Genomic DNA, 16,207 nt, shown 5'->3' on the forward strand with positions numbered 1-16,207 from the left:
GATAGAACAGATAATCGTCCGCCTCGAAAAAGCAGGCCTGACGATTGTTGCCACGCTGAATCACGTGTTGTGGCACATCAACGAGATTGAAGCGGGGCAGGCGGGGCATGGTTATCGGGTTGTTTGTCTTGAGTTTTGATCCTAGCAGGAAATTGTGTCTGACCCCTTTTCTCTCGCTTTTCTCTTTTCTCTCGTCGACAAGATTGACGCGTGGCAGGCGAGGCATTGGTACGTCCGGCGAGTGCTTGGCTATTGAGTAGCGATCCTAGCAAAAAACGTGTCTGACCCCTTTTATTGTCGCATCAACGAGATTGAAGCGGGGCAGGCGGGGCATGGTTATCGGGTTGTTTGTTTTGAGTTTTGATCCTAGCAGGAAATTGTGTCTGACCCCTTTTCTCCAGAGTGTGCCGGTCCGCTGATTTTTCCTATTGACGTATTGCACATACCGCCGACCGACTGACTGCATCATGCGTGAAACGGCATGGTCGCGACGTGGCGTGGCGAGAATATGCACGTGGTTGGTCATCAGCACGTAGGCGTGAATATCGCACCCGGCGGATTTCGACGCCTCCTTCAAACATTCGAGATAGAACAGATAATCGTCCGCCTCGAAAAAGCAGGCCTGACGATTGTTGCCACGCTGAATCACGTGTTGTGGCACATCAACGAGATTGAAGCGGGGCAGGCGGGGCATGGTTATCGGGTTGTTTGTTTTGAGTTTTGATCCTAGCAGGAAATTGTGTCTGACCCCTTTTCTTCTCGTCGACAAGATTGAAGCGGGGCAGGCGAGGCATCGGCGGGTCCGGCGAGTGCTTGAGGCTATTAAGCCGCAATCCTAGCAAAAACGTGTCTGACCCCTTTTCTCTAAAACGTGTCTGGCCCCTTTTCTTCGCAACTCTTCCCACTAATCTGCGATGAACCAATAAAAAGCCCACCTCGGGAGGTGGGCTTGCTAGCTATTATATAATGCTTGCAGAAGGCAATTTTTTACAGCCCTGACGTACAGCTCCCCGGGAGATATTTCGCTTCCGCGTCGCTTTTGCATTCCCACGTAATGGACCCTACCTCTGACGCAGTTGCTGAACTTAAGGCTGTGAACCCCGTCCCTGTGGTTACGCCCGGCGTAAGTTGAACTTTCTTGCCTTGGATAGCTGCACTCACGTCGCTGCCGGTACCACGAAGTGTTGCCGTAATAACACCATCTGAGACAGCAACGTTATCAACGTAAGTGCCGCTAATTTGTGAAGACGGCGGGATTTGGCTGGCTGCAGAATCGGTACTGCTATCCGCCGAAGAAACCGAGCCTGTAGTGTTATAAATTTCTGCCACATCTGTTTTTACGCCGCTTGCAAGAGTCATTGCCTCAGACATCTGCGAGCGTGCGACATAATTCTGATACTGCGGGATAGCAATCGCCGCCAAGATGCCGATGATCGCGACGACGATCATCAGTTCGATGAGAGTAAAGCCTTGTTGCTTCTGCATTGGGTTCCCCCGATTGAGCGTGAATTAGGACGCCGAGTGGTGACGCACCAGTGTTATAGCACGTGGCGTGCCATCTTATAAATTCTTATTGAACGCGGGTTTGCGGTCGAAGTGACGCGAGTGGGCACATCCGAATGCGTCAGAAGGTGACGCGAAACGTCACCTAGCGGCCGCGGTAGGTGATTCGACCCTTGGTGAGGTCGTACGGGGTGATCTGCACGGTGACCGTGTCGCCCCGCAAGATACGGATATAGTGCTTGCGCATCTTGCCGGAGATGTGCGCGGTCACGATGTGGCCGTTCTCCAGCTTTACCCGAAAAGTGGTGTTCGGCAACGTCTCGACGACGGTGCCTTCCATCTCGATGTGGTCTTCTTTTGCCATTGACTCCTGATCTCGATTCGGCGGTTAACCCGCGGATTATCGGTGATATGCGGCACGGGTTCAATCGTGACCGGCACGTCGGGCGTGGCGCCGTCAAGCGCCGATATGTTCTCGAGAGGCCGGAACCGCGATATCGAACTGCCACGGTGCCCTGATTGACGGGCGCTGGGCGGCCTCGTTGACGATCTTGAGAAACTTGCTGCGCGGTAGATCGACCGCGCCCATGCGGTACAGATGATCCGAGCCGACCTGGCCATCGAGAATGGGAAATCCCCAGGCGTGTAGCTGGCGGGTGAGCCAGACCAGCGCGATCTTGCTGGCGTCGCGCTCGCGGCTGAACATCGATTCGCCGAAGAACATCCGACCGAGCGCCACGCCGTAGAGGCCGCCGATCAGGTCTCCATGCCGCCACACCTCGATTGAATGCGCGTCGCCCAGGGCATGCAGCTTCGCATAGGCGGCGCGCATTTCCGGGCCGAGCCAGGTGCCGGGATTGCCCTTGCGCACGCCCGCGCAGGCGCCGATCACGCTGTTGAAGTCTTCGTCCAGGGTCACCGCGTAGTCCGTTTTCGCGATGGTGCGTTTCAAGCGCCGGGAGACGTGCACGCTGTCCGTGACAAAGACGGTGCGCGGCTCGGGACACCACCAGAGTATGGATTCGTCCGGGTTGTACCAGGGAAATATGCCGTGCGCATAGGCGCGGCGCAGCCGCTGCGGGGACAGATCGCCGCCCATGGCCAGCAGGCCGTTGGGCTCGTCCAGTGCGAGCGAGGGATCGGGGAAAGCGCCGTTCGGCGTATTCGGGTCCAGCCAGTACACGCGCAGGCCACTCACGAGGCGCGCAACGCGTCGGTGGGGAAATTGGAGCGATCCCGTTGTTCGGCATGAAACGAGCGCATCATTTGGGCTTCACGCAGGCAGAAGTTGTCGACTGCCGACGACAGGCGCGGATCGGCGATGACGTGATAAGACCAGGTGGCGACTGGCTCGAAGCCGCGGCGGATCTTGTGCTCGCCCTGCGCGCCGGCGTCGAAGCAGGCGAGGCCGTGTTCGATGCAGTAGTCGATGCCCGCGTAGTAGCAAGTTTCGAAATGCAGGCTGTGATAATCGGTCTCGCAGCCCCAGTGACGGCCGTATAGCGTGTCGTCGCCCTGCATCATGAAAGCCATACCGACAGGCGTCGTGTGGTGGTAGGCGATGAAAAAGAGCACCTGATCGCCCATGCGCGCGCCGAGTTCGTCGAAAAACCGCCGGGTGAGATAGGGCGCCTGGCCGCGAATGGCGTAGGTGCGCCCGTAGAAGGCGTAAAGCGTTTCCCAGAGTTCTTCGTCGATCTCGTCCGGCCGGCGCGCGATGACGGTGACGCCGGCGTCGCGCATGCGCTTGCGTTCGCGACGGATCTCCTTGCGCCGCTTGGAAGATAGCCGGGACAGAAAGTCGTCGAAGTCACGATAGCCGCGGTTGAACCAGCGGTACTGGCAGCCGCGCCGTGCGATCGCGCCGGCTTTGCCAATGGCCTCGCCCGTGGCGTTGTCGGGAAACAGCGTATGCAACGACGAGCGTTCGAGCGCTTCAGGCAACGCGGTGAGATGCGTGGCCATTTGCTCGCGCGCCGCATCGGTACGCGCGATGATTCTCGGGCCCGCAACTGGCGTGAACGGAACCGCGTTCAGCAGTTTGGGGTAATAGTCGAGCCCCAGCTGCGCATAGGCGTTCGCCCAGGCGAAATCGAATACGAACTCGCCGTAGGAATGGTCTTTTTCGTATAGCGGGGCTGCGGCGATCAACGCGCCGTCGTCATCTTCCAGAAGACAGTGGGCCGGATGCCAGCCGTTCGCGGCACATACGCTGTGACTGGCTTCGAGCGCGGCCAGAAAACCGTGCCGGATGAACGGCTGGCGTGTGTCGCACAGCGCGTTCCAGGCATGGGCCGGCACGTCGAGCATGGAATCGACTTGGACGAGTCGGGGCATGAAGCAATCAGAGCGCAGGTGGCAGGCGAATGCAATGCGTGAAAATAGCCATACGAGACAAGCCGGCCACGGCGTATGCTCGTGGCCGTGGTCTCTCGTTCTGTGACTATACGCAGGGGCGTTGCATTCAGTTCAAGGCGTAGCGCTGGCCAATCGTGTCCCGCAACGCGTACTGCACGCAGGCATCGTGTTCGAAGGCGTCTAGCTTGTCCTGCTCGTTTTCTGCCGTGCCGGCTTCCTTTAGACGGCCGGCATCGTCAAAACTCACGATGGCACCCAGCGTCTTCACGTGAATTTCGCCGTTTTCATTGGCCTGTTCCTCGTAGGACACCTGAACATAACGAAGCCGCTTCTCGGCGTATTGCGGCAGCTCGCGTTTGCCTTCCGCCACGGCCGATGCCTCGGCTTCGCTGAATTCCTCGATTGCGCCGTCCTGCGTGAGCAGGAAATGATGTACCGACATTGCGTACCCCAACTGCGTGGTGTTGCGGTTATATCTGGTGCATAAACCGCGCCAATTCAAGATCGTGCACGCGCATCTTCAAGACGTTAATCCGCTCGGGCCCTTCGCGTCGGGTACAATTCGGCGCATGAGGGCAGTACGTATCGTCTCGGCATGTCGCCTGTGCAGTGCGGCAGTGAAGGGCTATTGATGGCAAAGGCAGTCGCCAAGAAAGGCAAGGCTACGAAAGCCGGTCCCCAGGCGGGTTCCCGGGCCGGCAGCAAGGCGCGCGCGCAGGACAAGAACGCCGCGCCGCCCAGTCGCTATCGTCAGCGCCTCGGCCGGCTCATGCGCGAGGCGGTACTGTTCGCGGCAGCCGCGATCACGCTTTTTCTGCTGGCCGCGCTCGTGTCCTACAGCCCGCGCGATCCCGGCTGGTCCGGCCTTGGGGACGGCACCGCGATTCGCAATCTGTTTGGCGTGCCCGGCGCGTGGTTTGCGGATGTGCTGCTCAGCCTGTTTGGCTATCTCGGTTTCATCTTTCCCTGGCTCGTGCTCTACGGCGGCTGGCTCGTGTTTGCCAATAGTGGGCGACCGGCGGGTGATGCATTCTCGAAGAGCGTACGCGCCGCGGCTCTGCTGCTCTGGCTCATCTCGGGCTGCGGTCTGGCCTGGCTCGCGCTGGGGGACCAGACACAGGTCATGCCACAAGGTAGCGGCGGCATTCTTGGCGCTGCCAGTGCGGGTGCGTTGGCCAGTGTGATCAACAACATCGGCGCGGCCTGGCTGTTGATCACCGTATTCGTGATCACGCTGTCGGTGGGCCTTGGGTTTTCCTGGCTGGTGGTGACCGAGCGAACCGGCCATTTCGTGCTGTCGCTCGTCCACGGCGGTTTCACGGGGCTGATCGATCGCGTCCGCGCCTGGCAGGCGACCCGCGCCGAACGCCGGGCCGCCGCGCCGCCCAAACCGGCGCCGGTGAAAAAGGAAAAGAAACGCGTGGCGCCGAGTCTCGGCAACGGCGAGAGCAGCCCGCCGGTGGCGCCGGCCAACGCCGAGCCGCCGGCGAAAACCGGTGTACGGGTCAAGAAACCGAAGAAGACCCTGAAGGCGAACCAGCTCGATCTGCCGATCGAGGAACAGGTCGATGTGCCCACCTACGACCCCGAGCGCGACAGCCCGATCCCGCCCACCGCATTGTTGGACCCGGCGCGCGAGAGCAAGCACGACCAGGACGAGGCCGTGCTGCAGCACATGTCGGAAATGCTCGAGCAGCACCTGGCCGATTTCAACGTCCAGGCCAAGGTGGTTGCCGTGGAGCCGGGGCCGGTCATTACGCGCTTCGAGCTGGATCCGGCGCCGGGCGTCAAGGTCAATCAGATCTCGAATCTCGCCAAGGATCTGGCACGGGCCATGTCGACCACCAGCGTGCGCGTGGTCGAGGTCATTCCCGGCAAGTCGGTCGTCGGTCTGGAAATTCCGAATGCGGACCGCGAAATCGTGGCGCTGCGCGAGATTCTGGATTCACCGCGCTATACGGGAAACCACTCGCCGCTCACGCTGGCGCTGGGCAAGGATATCGGCGGCAACCCGGTCACCGCGGACCTGGGCAAGATGCCGCATCTGCTGGTTGCAGGCACCACCGGGTCGGGCAAGTCCGTCGCGGTCAATTCCATGATTCTGTCGATCCTGCACAAGGCGACCGCCGAGCAGGTCCGATTGATCATGATCGACCCGAAAATGCTCGAGCTGTCTGTCTATGAGGGCATCCCGCATCTGCTCGCGCCGGTTGTGACCGACATGAAGGACGCGGCCAACGCGCTGCGCTGGTGCGTCGGCGAGATGGAACGGCGCTACAAGCTCATGGCGGCGCTGGGCGTGCGTAACGTGGCGGGCTACAACGTGAAGGTGCGCAAGGCGATCGAGGCCGGCACACCGATCGAGGATCCGATCCTCAAGAACGCCCAGTCGAACGACGACGCCGAGGCGGGCGAAGAGGTGCCCACGCTGGAGCCCATGCCGGCGATCGTGATCGTCGTCGACGAGCTCGCCGACATGATGATGGTGGTCGGCAAGAAGGTCGAAGAACTCATCGCGCGTATTGCGCAGAAAGCACGTGCTGCCGGCCTGCACATGATCCTCGCGACGCAGCGCCCGTCGGTGGATGTGATCACCGGCCTGATCAAGGCCAATATTCCGACCCGTATCGGTTTCCAGGTGGCGTCCAAGATCGACTCGCGCACGATTCTCGACCAGCAGGGCGCCGAGAGCCTGCTCGGCCACGGCGACATGCTCTACCTGCCGCCCGGCACCGGCTTTTCCACCCGCGTGCACGGCGCATTCGTGGACGACCACGAGGTGCACAAGGTCGTCGAATACCTGAAGCAGGTCGGCGAGCCGGACTATATCGAGGAAATTCTCGACGGCGGCGGCAGCGACGCCGAGGGCGGTGGCGACGACGGTGAGGATATCGAAGCCGACCCGCTCTACGATCAGGCAGTCGCGATCGTTCTCAAGACCCGCAAGGCGTCGATTTCCTATGTCCAGCGCCGTTTGCGCGTGGGTTACAACCGCGCCGCGCGGCTGATCGAGCAGATGGAGAACGCTGGCATCGTCGGTCCGCTGGAAGGCAGCGGCGGACGCGACGTGCTGGCCCCGGCGCCGCCCGAGGATTGAACTCGCGCCGGCAGCCGGCCTCCAACGGCTATCGATTGCCGGCGCGACAGTTCAGGGATGATTCATCGCCGGCGCTTAGCATCAGCGTCGTTTCATATCGACCGTTTTGGAATCCGAGGAGAGCGCTTCATGCCGCTGCGCCGTATCTTTGCCGCCTTCGTTCTGTCTTGCGTCGCCATGGGTGCGCAGGCCGACGGCGTGGGCGATCTGGAAAGCTTCTATAACAATGTCGACAGTCTGTCCGCCGAATTCGAACAGGTGCAGCAGGACGACCAGGGCAATCGTCTGCAGGAGGCGTCCGGCACCTTCGATTTGTCCCGGCCGGACAGCTTCCGCTGGGAATACACCGCGCCGTACAAGCAGGTCATCGTGAGTGACGGTGAGGTGTTTCGTTTCTACGATGTCGATCTCGCCCAGGTCACGATCCGCAGCATCGATGCCACGCTGCGCGCCACGCCCGCGCTGCTGCTCACCGGCGGCGCGGCGCTGGAAGACGCCTTCAACATCGCCTCGGCAGGCCAGCGGGACGGCATGAGCTGGGTCAGGCTGACGCCCCGCGCGGACGATACCGACTTTCAGGAGGTGCGCCTGGGGCTGAAGGACCAGGTACCGAGCGTCATGGAGCTTGACGACAACCTCGGCCAGACCACGCGGATTCGTTTTACCGACGTCGAGCTCAATCCGTCGCTGGAGGATGCGCGCTTCACGCTCGACATTCCGGATGACGTCGAAGTCGTGGACGGCCGGGGCATGAACGAAGGCGGCGGCAGGCAATGAACCGCCGCGAGCGCGGCTACAAGATGTTTCGGGTCTGGATGACGCTCGGCTTTGTCGGCTGCGCGATTCTGTTCTACGCGTGTCTCATGCCGAGCCCGCCGACCCTGCAGGTCAGCAATTTCGACAAGATCGAGCATTTCGCGGCCTTCGGCATACTGGGCGCCTGGTTCGCTGCGGTACTCGCGCCGCGCTATCTGCTGGTCTTTGTCGGGCTCGCGGTGTTCGGGGTGGTGATCGAGCTGGTCCAGGCGGCGACGACCTATCGCAGCGGTGACCCCTGGGATTTCCTCGCAGACGGTATTGGCCTGGTCGCGGGCATACTGTTCGCGCGGATCGGCGGGATGGACTGGCTGCGTTATATTGATCGGCGTGTCGCAGCAGCAAGAAATCGCCCTGAGTAACGCCGGACCGGCGGCTGGCCGACCGCTGGCCGATCGCATGCGCCCTGCGCGTCTGGCGGATTACGTCGGGCAGACTCATATTCTGGGGCCGGACAAGCCTCTGGCGCGCGCGCTGGCGGCCGGGCGTATTCATTCCATGATCCTCTGGGGGCCGCCGGGCACCGGCAAGACCACGTTGGCCCGGTTGCTCGCGGCGGCCGTCGACATCCGATTCGTGCAGATCTCGGCGGTGATGGCGGGCGTGAAAGACATTCGCGCAGCCGTTGCCGACGCCCGCGAAGCACGCGAGGTCCACGGGCAGGGCACCCTGCTGTTCGTGGATGAAGTCCATCGATTCAACAAAGCGCAGCAGGACGGTCTGTTGCCTTATGTCGAGGACGGCACGCTGGTGTTGGTCGGGGCGACGACGGAAAATCCGTCTTTCGAGGTCAATAACGCGCTGCTCTCGCGCACGCGAACCTACGTACTGCGCGCGCTCGATCAGGACGCGATCCGCGAGTTGATCGACCGCGCGCTCGCCGACGAGCACGACGGCCTCGGCGCCCAGGCGCTGTCGATGTCGGACACGCTGCGCGATCAGCTTGCCGCCCGGGCGGACGGCGACGCACGCCGGGCCCTGAACCTGCTCGAGCTGGCCGCCGATATCGCGGCCGGCCGGGAGAGCGGCGAGGCACGCATCACCCAGGCCGATCTCGACGAAGTGCTGCGCGAGGGCCTGCGGCGTTTCGACAAGGGCGGCGATTACTTCTACGACCAGATGTCGGCGTTGCACAAGAGCGTGCGCGGCACCGACCCGGACGCCACTCTTTACTGGCTGTCTCGCATGCTCGAAGCCGGTTGCGACCCGCGCTATGTCGCCCGCCGTATTACCCGGATGGCCAGCGAGGATATCGGTAACGCCGATCCACGCGCGCTTCGCCTGGCTCTCGATGCGTGGGATACCTACGAGCGTCTCGGCACGCCGGAGGGGGAACTGGCCATTGCACAGGCTGCGGTTTACATGGCCTGCGCGCCCAAATCCAACGCGGTCTACTCGGCGTTCAATGCGGCCTGGCGTGATGCCCGCGAGCGGGGCACGCTCGAAGTGCCCATGCATATCCGGAATGCGCCGACCGCGCTGATGAAGGATCTCGGCTACGCCGAGGGCTATCGCTACGCGCACAACGAGGCCGATGGCTATGCCGCCGGCGACAGCTATCTACCGGAAGAACTGGTGGGTACGCGCTACTACACGCCGGTGTCGCGTGGCCTGGAAATCAAGATCGGCGAAAAGCTTGCGCGGCTTCGCGAGCGTGACGCCGCAGCCGCGGCCGAGCGGCGGGTGACGCGCAGTCACCCCGACGCCGGAACCACCGACACGGGGTAGGCGCGCTCAGTCGTGCGCCGCGGCGATCAGCTGCTCGGCCACGTCGGCCACGTCGGCCACGTCCGGGCCGATGACGTCCGGCGTTTCCCCTGCGCTGTTGAGCACGGCGCCGTCGCGCGCGACGAACGCGCCCTGGCAGCCGGCGCGCATCGCGCCCGTCACGTCCCAGTCGTGGGCGGCAATCAGGCGAAAGGCCGCGGGTTCGCAATCCAGCGCGTTCGCGGCGACGGCATAGGCCGCCGGATGAGGTTTGTAGCACTGGGCCTGGTCGACCGAGAGCACGTGCGTGAACAGCGATGTAAGTCCGGCGTGGCGGAACTGCGCGTCGACCGTCTCCTGTGCCGAGTTGGTCAGCGCGACAAGCGTGAAACCGGCGGCCTTCAGCCGCTCCAGTGCATCCGGCACATCGTCGTGAGGCGGCAGCGTGGCGATCGTGTCGAATATGCGCTGGCGATCCGCGGTCTCGAGTGAAATGCCGTCCTGGCGCGCCAGGGTGTCCAGACAATGCCCGGCTAGCGTGCCGAAATCGCGAAACTCGCCGGTCAGCGTGGTGACCGTCGACCAGTGCAGCAGGCTCGCGAACCAGCGTTTGCGGGCGGTCGCGTCGCCGAACGCGGCATCGAAACAACCGTCCAGGGGCGCGAGATCGAGCAGGGTTTCGTTGACGTCGAATACCAGCAGCGGTGTATGCATGATCGCGTTCGTGTCGGATGTGTAAGCCCGTCAGGCTAAGCCCCTGACGCAACGAATACGAGCGCGCGGCCGCCATTGCCGGCTCGTGCGCCCGCGCGACAATTCACAGCGCCGCACTGCGGCGCATTCGATGGGCGCTCGGCCTCGCTTGCCGGCGGCCGCACCATGCGGTGGATGGCTAAGCCATAGGTATTAGTACGGTATGTCGTTTATGATTGCGGGTATCGATAGGCCCGAGGACACCGAGGCCATGCCCGCAGATCACGTTGAGGCGACGATGAAGGTCGTAATTGCAGATGACCATCCCCTGTTTCGGTCGGCGCTGAGCCAGGCCGTCAATCAGTGTCTGGATTCACCGGAACTGCTGACCGTCGGCTCCTTCGACGAACTCAGCGATATCCTCAAGAGCGAAGCCGCGGCGGACCTGCTGCTGCTCGATCTCAACATGCCGGGCGCCCGCGGTTACTCCGCGCTCGTGCATGCACGTAGCGTGGCTCCGGCCCTGCCGGTGATCGTGGTGTCGGCCTACGAGGATGCGAGCGTCGCCCGGGCCGCTCTGGATCACGGGGCGTCCGGCTTCATTCCCAAGTCGTCCTCGCCGGAAACCATGGCCGAGGCCATCGACACCGTCCTCGCCGGCGATCGCTGGGCACCGGAAGCGGTGGATCAGGTCGAAAACAGCGATAGTGCGTTTACCGACAAGCTGGCGCTGCTCACGCCGCAGCAGCAGCGCGTGCTGGTGATGCTGACCGACGGTCTGCTCAACAAGCAGATCGCGATCGACCTGGATATTTCCGAAGCCACGGTCAAGGCGCATATCACCGCGATCCTGCGCAAGCTAGGCGTGCATACCCGCACCCAGGCAGTGATCGCCGCGCGCAGTCTTGAAATCGACTGGGCCAGCTACGGCCGTAGCGCGCCCGGCGCGCCCGAAAACGGCTAGCAGCCTTCGACTAGACGTCCGCGGTGTCGGTGGCCAGCCGCGCTAGCGTGGCGCGCAGCTTGGCCGGGGCCAGCGGTTTGTAGAGCACCGTCACATCCATGGCGCGCGCGCGTTCTAGAATCTCCCGGTCCCGGTTGGCCGTGATGAGCACGCAGGCCAGTGGCCTGACCGCGCGTAAGGCCTGTGCCAGCTCCAGCCCGTCCGGTTGATCGCTGCCGAGATCGAAATCCAGGACCGCGATATCGATCGGAATATCGGCGACCACGGCCGCGGCATCGTCGGCCGGGGTGGTGATGCATTCGGCCTGCCAGCGTTCCAGCAGGCCGGCCAGTGCATCGAGCGACGCGTCGTCGTCGTCCACGCATAGAATCTGGCGGCCGGCCAGCGTCTGGACATCGTCGCGCGCCGTTGGCAATTGTTGGGTCGCGTTCTGCGTCGCGGGCGCCACGCGCGCAAGCGAGAGACAGAACAGCGTGCCGCGGCCGACCTTCGAACGTACCTCGATCTCGTGGCCGAGCAGCCGCGCCATGCGGTCGGCGAGCGACAAGCCGAGCCCGAGGCCGCGATCGCTGGCAGCGCTGCCCGAGGCACCGCGAGAGAATTCGTCGAATATCGAGCCGAGCTGTTCTTCCTCGATGCCCGGCCCGGTATCCCAGACCTGGATGCGGATCGTGTCGCCGCTGCGACGGGCGCCCAGCAGCACGCGCCCGCTGCGGGTGTAGCGCACCGCATTGGATAGAAAATTCTGCAGGATGCGACGCAACAGCGCCGGGTCGCTGCGTACCCAGCAGCTCGAGGGCACGCTGCGCAGCTCGAGCCCGGCTTCGCTCGCGAGCACGGCGAACTCCGCGGTGAGCGGTTCCAGCACCTGGGCGAGCGGAAAAGGCGCCGGGTCGATGTCCCAGGCGCCGGCATCGATCTTCGAGATATCCAGCAGCGGCTCCAGTAGCGCCTGTGCCGCTTCCAGCGAGGTCTGGATATGGGTCAGCGCTTCGTTCTGGCGTTCGCCGCCCCCGTCGCGCGCGGTCGCGGCGAACAGACGCGCGGCGTTGAGCGGCTGCAACAGGTCGTGGCTGGCGGCCGCGAGAAAGCGTGTCTTGCTCAGGTTGGCCCGTTCGGCTTCGCGGCGGGCCTCGTGCGCCGCGCGCTGGGCCTGCGCGCGCTGATCGTTTTCGCGGCGCAGGCCTTCGTTCGCGCGGCTGAGCGCGGCGGTGCGTTCGGCCACGCGGGCCTCGAGCTGTTCGTTGGCGCGGGTCAACGCCGCCTCGGTGCGCTTGAACGCGGTGATGTCGTTGAAGGTGGTCACGAAACCGCCTCCCGGCATCGGGCTGCCGGTCATCTGCAGCACGGTGTCGTTGTGGCGATGCCGCTCGAAGCGGTGCGGCCTGCCTTCGCGCATGTGGGCCAGGCGCTTGCGGACGTGTTCCTCGACCGGGCCCGGGCCGCATTCGCCGCGCATGGCGTTGAAACGAATCAGATCGGCGACGGGGCGACCGGTGCGCACGAGCCCGGGCGGATATTCGAACAGCTCCAGATAGCGGCTGTTCCAGGCCACGAGACGCAGGTCCTGATCGATTACCGAAATGCCCTGGTCGATATTTTCCAGTGCGGCCTGTAGCACGCTGCGGTTGAACTGCACGGCGTCGGCGGTGCGGTCGATCAGTCGGACCATGTCCTCAATCGCCAGATCGCGCTGGCGCAGGCCGGAGGCGAGCATGAGGCGTGCCGATGCGCTGCCGACCACGCCCGCCAGACGACGCTCGGCGAATTGCAGCAGATGGGCGTCGACGAGTTGATTGGACAGCATCTCGCGGTTGTGATGCCCGCCATATTCCTCGAGCGCGGCGCGCGCGGCCTGCACCCCGAGAAAACGCTGAAGGAGCACCTCCAGCTCGGCGACACGAATGGCCGGCTGTTTGGGCTCGATGCGCCGCCGCTGCGGGCGCTGTACGCCCAGATCGACGAAGGCGATCGCCTGGGCGCGTTCGATCAGGCTGGGGGAACTGTTGAGCGAAACCGCCGTCATCACCGCGATGTCGGTGACCAGAATCCAGAACACGCCGTGCGTGAGCTGGTCGCCGAAGTCGTAGCCGAACAGGGCCTGTGGTGCCAGCCAGCTGATATGAAACGGGCCGGTGGCGACCCAGCCGGTGTCGAACCAGCCGACGGCCGCCAGGTTGGGCAGCACCAGCGTGTAGGCCCAGGCGGCGAGACCGGCGGCGAGGCCGGCGACCACACCGCGCCGGCCGATGCCGCGCAGATAAAGCCCGCCGATCAGCGGCGGCAGGAAAAGCGAAACGCCGGCAAACGACAGGAGGCCGATCGAGGCCAGAGCCTCCGACGTGCCGAACAGGCGATAACAGCACCAGGCGAGCACCAGAATGGCGACGATCAGCGCGCGGCGGATGTGCAGCAGCGCGTCGCCCAGATCGCGTCGGCCGGCAAAGCCCAGCCGCGGCATCCGCAGCGCCAGCGGTACCACGATCTCGTTGCAGAGCATGGTCGCGAGCGTGACGGTGGCCATGATCACCATGCTGGTGCCGGCCGACACGCCACCGATATAGGCGAACAGCGCCACCACGTGGGCGTCGGCCTGTAGCGGCAACGCGAGCACGAAGCGATCGGGATTGACCTCGCCCGGTTCGAACAGCACCAGCCCGGCCGCGGCCAGCGGCACCACGAACAAGGACATCAGCAGCAGGTAGAGCGGGAACAGCCAGCGTGCCGTGGCCAGGTCACGGGTATCGGTGTTCTCGACCACACCGACATGAAACTGGCGCGGCAGGCAGAGGGTCGCGGCAACAGCCAGAACGCAGGTCGTCACGAAACGCGGCTCGAGCAGCGGCGCGTTGAACAGCGCATTGAACTTGTCGACCTGGTTGGCCTGGGCGAACAGATCGTCGAGGCCGTTGAACATGCCGTAGACGACAAAAAGCCCCACACAGAGGAAGGCGGCGAGCTTGACCACCGACTCGAACGCAATCGCCAGAATCAGCCCCTGGTGGGACTCGCGCGGATTCACGTGCCGGGTGCCAAAAAAGATTGTGAACACGGCCATGAGCACGGCCACGTAGAGCCCGGTATCCACCCAGGGCACGTCCGGCGTGGCGGCCACACTGGTCGTGCGTGCGCCCTGCGACAGCGTGTAGAACGACATCGTCAGCGCCTTGAGCTGCAGGGCGATATAGGGCAACACGACGAGAAGCGCGATGCCGGAGACCAGCGCGGCCAGGCCCTGCGACTTGCCGTAACGTGCGGCGATGAAGTCGGCGATCGATGTGGTGTTCTGCTGCTTGGCGATCAGCAGCATCTTGCGCAGAACCGGCGAGAACACGAGCAGAGCGACCATCGGGCCGACGTAGATCGGCAGATAGGTCCAGCCCTGGGTCGCCGCGCTGCCGACGTTGCCGAAAAAGGTCCACGACGTGCAATACACGGCCAGCGACAGTGCATAGACGATCGGGCGCGGGCCCGGCCGCTTGTGGACCCGCCCGCGACGATCGCCGAGATAGGCGATCACGAACAGCACCCCGATATAGACCATCGAGATCGTGACGAGAATCCAGGCGCTGACGATGATGCTGTCCCCCGACGGCGTGCTTGGCCGTCATCGCGTGTTTCTGACTGTGCGGCGCCGGGCCCCAGGGCTGCAGCCGCCTGCCGCGGCCCATATAATGCCGCGCAAATTCGCAGACAACGACGTTATGCTCGATCCCCGGCTGCTACGCAATGACCCGCAGGCCGTCGCCGAGGCGCTCAAACGCCGCGGCTTCGATTTCGATGCCCAGGCCTACGGCGAGCTGGATGCGCGCCGCAAGTCGCTGCAGACGCGCACCGAGGAGCTGCAGGCCGAGCGTAACCGTCGCTCCAAGGCCATCGGCAAGGCCAAGGCCGCGGGCGAGGATATCGAACCGCTCAAGGCCGAGGTGAGCGGCCTGGGCGATCAGCTCGACGAAGCCAAGCGCGAGCTGGACACAATCCAGGCCGAGCAGGACGCCGTGCGCGCCGGTCTGCCCAACATTGCGGCCGACGACGTGCCCGACGGCGAAAGCGAGGACGACAACGTCGAAGCGCGTCGCTGGGGCGAGCCGCGCGCATTCGATTTCGACGTGCGTGACCATGTTGAAGTCGGCGAGGCGCTGTCGGGCCTGGATGCCGCGACCGCCGCGAAGATCACCGGCGCGCGCTTCACCGTGCTGCAGGGGGGCGTGGCACGGCTGCACCGCGCGCTGATCGCCTACATGCTCGAGACGCATCTTGCGAACGGTTACACCGAGCTGAACGTGCCTTATATCGTCAACGCACGTTCGCTTTACGGTACCGGACAGCTGCCCAAGTTCGGCGAGGACCTGTTCCGGCTGGCCGAGCCGGACGACTACTACCTCATTCCGACGGCGGAAGTGCCGATGACCAACATTGTGGCCGACGAGATCGTCGACCCCGAGCGGCTGCCGTTGAAGTTTGTGACCCATTCGCCGTGCTTTCGTGCTGAAGCGGGTGCTGCCGGGCGCGACGTGCGCGGCATGATCCGCCAGCACCAGTTCGAGAAGGTCGAGATGGTCAACGCCGTGCTGCCGGAAGAATCCGACGCCGCGCTGGAGGCGCTCACGGCAAGCGCCGAGTCCATTCTGCAGGGGCTGGAACTGCCGTACCGCGTGGTCACGCTGTGCACCGGCGACATCGGCTTTGCCGCGGCCAAGACCTACGACCTCGAAGTCTGGCTGCCCAGCCAGGAGACCTATCGCGAAATCTCGTCCTGCAGCAACTGCCGGGATTTCCAGGCCCGGCGCATGGGCGCGCGCTATCGCGATCCAGAGACCGGCAAGCCGCGACTGCTGCATACCCTCAATGGCTCGGGGCTGGCGATCGGACGTACGCTCGTTGCCGTGCTGGAGAACCACCAGAACGCCGATGGCAGCGTGACGATCCCAGCGGCGCTGCGACCGTTCATGGGCGGTATCGAAAAGCTCGAAGCCTGAATCGACCTCTATAGCCCGCGCCACGCGCACCGCTCGCGGCGCCGCGAGGCACAGCCGGCTGATCACGCGGCGTGTCGGCGCGAACGCCGT

14 protein-coding genes are annotated in these 16,207 nt (G+C 63.9%); 6 read left to right on the forward strand and 8 right to left on the reverse strand.

Going from position 1 to position 16,207, the window contains the following annotated elements:
- Positions 1 to 265: 265 nt before the first annotated feature.
- The 6 genes from J7355_RS02225 to J7355_RS02250 form a co-directional block, all read right to left on the reverse strand.
- Positions 266 to 694, reverse strand: coding sequence for a transposase (locus tag J7355_RS02225; RefSeq protein ID WP_209059529.1), 429 nt, complete (start codon positions 692 to 694; stop codon positions 266 to 268).
- A 293-nt stretch (positions 695 to 987) separates the two neighbouring features.
- Positions 988 to 1,485 carry a pilin gene (locus tag J7355_RS02230; RefSeq protein WP_209059532.1) on the reverse strand — a complete coding sequence of 166 codons (498 nt, stop codon included), beginning with the start codon at positions 1,483 to 1,485 and terminating at the stop codon, positions 988 to 990.
- 163 nt (positions 1,486 to 1,648) lie between these two features.
- Positions 1,649 to 1,867 carry a translation initiation factor IF-1 gene (infA, locus tag J7355_RS02235; protein ID WP_209059534.1) on the reverse strand — a complete coding sequence of 73 codons (219 nt, stop codon included), beginning with the start codon at positions 1,865 to 1,867 and terminating at the stop codon, positions 1,649 to 1,651.
- 93 nt (positions 1,868 to 1,960) lie between these two features.
- Positions 1,961 to 2,701 carry a leucyl/phenylalanyl-tRNA--protein transferase gene (gene aat, locus J7355_RS02240; RefSeq protein WP_209059536.1) on the reverse strand — a complete coding sequence of 247 codons (741 nt, stop codon included), beginning with the start codon at positions 2,699 to 2,701 and terminating at the stop codon, positions 1,961 to 1,963.
- Positions 2,698 to 3,840, reverse strand: a complete 1,143-nt coding sequence (locus tag J7355_RS02245; RefSeq protein ID WP_209059538.1) for a GNAT family N-acetyltransferase — start codon at positions 3,838 to 3,840, stop codon at positions 2,698 to 2,700. The genes aat and J7355_RS02245 overlap by 4 nt, the downstream gene beginning before the upstream one ends.
- Positions 3,841 to 3,967: 127 nt before the next feature.
- Positions 3,968 to 4,303 carry a hypothetical protein gene (locus J7355_RS02250; protein WP_209059540.1) on the reverse strand — a complete coding sequence of 112 codons (336 nt, stop codon included), beginning with the start codon at positions 4,301 to 4,303 and terminating at the stop codon, positions 3,968 to 3,970.
- 189 nt (positions 4,304 to 4,492) lie between these two features.
- Between J7355_RS02250 and J7355_RS17855 the strand changes: the two genes are divergently transcribed.
- The 4 genes from J7355_RS17855 to J7355_RS02270 all read left to right on the forward strand — a co-directional run bounded on the left by J7355_RS17855 (position 4,493) and on the right by J7355_RS02270 (position 9,502).
- Complete coding sequence (locus J7355_RS17855) at positions 4,493 to 6,958, forward strand: DNA translocase FtsK (protein ID WP_209059543.1); 2,466 nt, start codon at positions 4,493 to 4,495, stop codon at positions 6,956 to 6,958.
- A 129-nt stretch (positions 6,959 to 7,087) separates the two neighbouring features.
- Positions 7,088 to 7,735, forward strand: coding sequence for an outer membrane lipoprotein chaperone LolA (gene lolA / locus J7355_RS02260; RefSeq protein WP_209059545.1), 648 nt, complete (start codon positions 7,088 to 7,090; stop codon positions 7,733 to 7,735).
- On the forward strand, positions 7,732 to 8,136 hold the full coding sequence (locus J7355_RS02265; protein WP_209059547.1) for a VanZ family protein: 405 nt from the start codon (positions 7,732 to 7,734) through the stop codon (positions 8,134 to 8,136). The genes lolA and J7355_RS02265 overlap by 4 nt, the downstream gene beginning before the upstream one ends.
- A gap of 37 nt (positions 8,137 to 8,173) precedes the next feature.
- Complete coding sequence (locus J7355_RS02270) at positions 8,174 to 9,502, forward strand: replication-associated recombination protein A (RefSeq protein ID WP_247739724.1); 1,329 nt, start codon at positions 8,174 to 8,176, stop codon at positions 9,500 to 9,502.
- A 6-nt stretch (positions 9,503 to 9,508) separates the two neighbouring features.
- Here the strand turns inward: J7355_RS02270 and J7355_RS02275 are convergent, their stop codons facing one another.
- Positions 9,509 to 10,195 carry a haloacid dehalogenase type II gene (locus J7355_RS02275; RefSeq protein ID WP_209059549.1) on the reverse strand — a complete coding sequence of 229 codons (687 nt, stop codon included), beginning with the start codon at positions 10,193 to 10,195 and terminating at the stop codon, positions 9,509 to 9,511.
- A gap of 202 nt (positions 10,196 to 10,397) precedes the next feature.
- On the opposite strand from J7355_RS02275, the gene J7355_RS02280 reads away from it, so the two are divergent.
- Positions 10,398 to 11,138 (forward strand): response regulator transcription factor, encoded by a 741-nt coding sequence (locus J7355_RS02280; protein WP_293618984.1) that lies wholly within the window; start codon positions 10,398 to 10,400, stop codon positions 11,136 to 11,138.
- Positions 11,139 to 11,148: 10 nt separating this feature from the next.
- Here the strand turns inward: J7355_RS02280 and J7355_RS02285 are convergent, their stop codons facing one another.
- Positions 11,149 to 14,682, reverse strand: coding sequence for a PAS-domain containing protein (locus J7355_RS02285; protein WP_209059552.1), 3,534 nt, complete (start codon positions 14,680 to 14,682; stop codon positions 11,149 to 11,151).
- Between the two features lie 160 nt (positions 14,683 to 14,842).
- Between J7355_RS02285 and serS the strand changes: the two genes are divergently transcribed.
- Positions 14,843 to 16,117 (forward strand): serine--tRNA ligase, encoded by a 1,275-nt coding sequence (gene serS, locus J7355_RS02290; RefSeq protein ID WP_209059554.1) that lies wholly within the window; start codon positions 14,843 to 14,845, stop codon positions 16,115 to 16,117.
- Positions 16,118 to 16,207: the final 90 nt, after the last annotated feature.

This window comes from Endozoicomonas sp. G2_2 (assembly GCF_017744135.1).
Classification (GTDB): Bacteria; Pseudomonadota; Gammaproteobacteria; order Nevskiales; family Salinisphaeraceae; genus Salinisphaera.

Excerpts from the sequence above, each read along its gene's own strand:
- J7355_RS02225 (WP_209059529.1), bottom strand. The coding sequence starts at position 694 with ATGCCCCGCCTGCCCCGCTTCAATCTCGTTGATGTGCCACAACACGTG.
- J7355_RS02230 (WP_209059532.1), bottom strand. The coding sequence starts at position 1,485 with ATGCAGAAGCAACAAGGCTTTACTCTCATCGAACTGATGATCGTCGTC.
- lolA (WP_209059545.1), top strand. The coding sequence starts at position 7,088 with ATGCCGCTGCGCCGTATCTTTGCCGCCTTCGTTCTGTCTTGCGTCGCC.
- infA (WP_209059534.1), bottom strand. The coding sequence starts at position 1,867 with ATGGCAAAAGAAGACCACATCGAGATGGAAGGCACCGTCGTCGAGACG.
- J7355_RS02285 (WP_209059552.1), bottom strand. The coding sequence starts at position 14,682 with ATGGTCTATATCGGGGTGCTGTTCGTGATCGCCTATCTCGGCGATCGT.
- serS (WP_209059554.1), top strand. The coding sequence starts at position 14,843 with ATGCTCGATCCCCGGCTGCTACGCAATGACCCGCAGGCCGTCGCCGAG.
- J7355_RS17855 (WP_209059543.1), top strand. The coding sequence starts at position 4,493 with ATGGCAAAGGCAGTCGCCAAGAAAGGCAAGGCTACGAAAGCCGGTCCC.
- J7355_RS02270 (WP_247739724.1), top strand. The coding sequence starts at position 8,174 with ATGCGCCCTGCGCGTCTGGCGGATTACGTCGGGCAGACTCATATTCTG.
- J7355_RS02245 (WP_209059538.1), bottom strand. The coding sequence starts at position 3,840 with ATGCCCCGACTCGTCCAAGTCGATTCCATGCTCGACGTGCCGGCCCAT.
- J7355_RS02280 (WP_293618984.1), top strand. The coding sequence starts at position 10,398 with ATGTCGTTTATGATTGCGGGTATCGATAGGCCCGAGGACACCGAGGCC.
- J7355_RS02265 (WP_209059547.1), top strand. The coding sequence starts at position 7,732 with ATGAACCGCCGCGAGCGCGGCTACAAGATGTTTCGGGTCTGGATGACG.
- J7355_RS02250 (WP_209059540.1), bottom strand. The coding sequence starts at position 4,303 with ATGTCGGTACATCATTTCCTGCTCACGCAGGACGGCGCAATCGAGGAA.
- J7355_RS02275 (WP_209059549.1), bottom strand. The coding sequence starts at position 10,195 with ATGCATACACCGCTGCTGGTATTCGACGTCAACGAAACCCTGCTCGAT.